Below are 1,462 nucleotides of genomic sequence, written 5' to 3' on the forward strand. Positions count from 1 at the left end.
AAATCCACCAAACCACCCCACCGCAACGGCACCTCCAAACCCACCACCCGACCCAAACCCCACACCGCAGCACCCGCCGTCAGGTCGGTCAGGGGGTCGGAGCCGTCCACGGAGACCGCTCCCCGGGTCAGCCACCACATCCGCCCCTGGACCTCGGTGACCGCCAGCGCCTGCGCCACGGCCAGCGCCTCCACGACGCCCGCACCGGCCAACGACATCAGCGAGATCAGTCCGGCGACCGGCTCCCGGTTCTCCGCCGCGCCGGCCAGCCGGCGCGCGATCTCGTCCCGCTCCAACACGTCCAGCACCACCGGGACCACCTCGGCGCCCCGCTCCGCCAGCCCGGCCAGCAACGGGTGGTCCTCCTGGCCGGGGAGCATCAGCACCAACCAGGTGCCGGTCAGGTTCTCGTCATCGGCCGCGTCCTGGCGTCGCCACACCACCCGGTACCGCCAGGAATCCACAACCGACCGTTGCTGGGCGGCCCGCCGCCACTGCGCGAGCTTCGGCAGCACCGCGCTGAACGGCTCGTCCGCGCCGACGCCCAGTTCGCCGCCGACCAGGTCGGGGTCGCCGGACTCCACGGCCGCCCAGAACCGCCCGTCGAGGGCGTCGTCGTGCGCGTCCCGGCGGGTCCCGGGCGCGGCCTCCGGCCAATACCAGGTGTGCTCGAAGGCGTACGTGGGCAGGTCGACCACGCGCGGCCAGGCACCGGTCTGACCGTGGTACGCCGCCCAGTCCACCGGCACACCCGCCACCCACAACTGCCCCAGCGCAGACGTCAGCGCCCCGACCTCCGGCTGATCCCGCCGCGACACCGCAACCCGCCGCACCCCGGCGTCCCCGACGATCTCCGCCACCATCGCCGTCAACGTCGCGTCCGGGCCGACCTCCAGGAACGTGTCCACACCCTGCTCCCGCAGAGCCGCCACCCCGTCGGCGAACCGCACCGCCTGCCGCACGTGCCGCACCCAGTACTCCGGGTCAACCAACTCCAGCGGCTCCGCCACCGCGCCGGTCACGTTCGACACGATCGGCACCCGCGGCACCCGCCAGTCCAGCCCCGCCACCACCGACGCGAACTCATCCAACATCGGCTCCATCAACCGCGAATGGAACGCGTGACTGACCGAGAGTTCCTTGACCCGCCACCCCCGCTCACGCCCAACCGCCACCACCGACGCCACCTCGACGGCGGCACCCGACACCACCACCGACGCCGGACCATTCACCGCCGCCACATCCACCGCCGCACCAGTCACGCCGACCAGCTCGGCGACAGCCTCCTCCGACGCGCCAACCGCCGCCATCACCCCACCAGCCGGCAACGCCTGCATCAGACGGCCCCGCGCCGCCACCAACACACACGCATCAGCGAGGGAAAGCATCCCCGCCACGTACGCGGCCGTCACCTCACCAATCGAATGACCCGCCAGGAAATCCGCCCGCACACCCCACGACG

General features: G+C 72.4%; 1 protein-coding gene. It reads right to left on the reverse strand.

The annotated features are described in order from the left end of the window. A partial coding sequence (locus ACTMS2_RS29230) for an acyltransferase domain-containing protein (protein WP_441178260.1) occupies window positions 1–1,462 on the reverse strand: 1,462 nt, incomplete at both ends.

The organism is Micromonospora sp. SD12, assembly GCF_052068495.1.
Lineage (GTDB): Bacteria > Actinomycetota > Actinomycetes > Mycobacteriales > Micromonosporaceae > Micromonospora > Micromonospora echinofusca.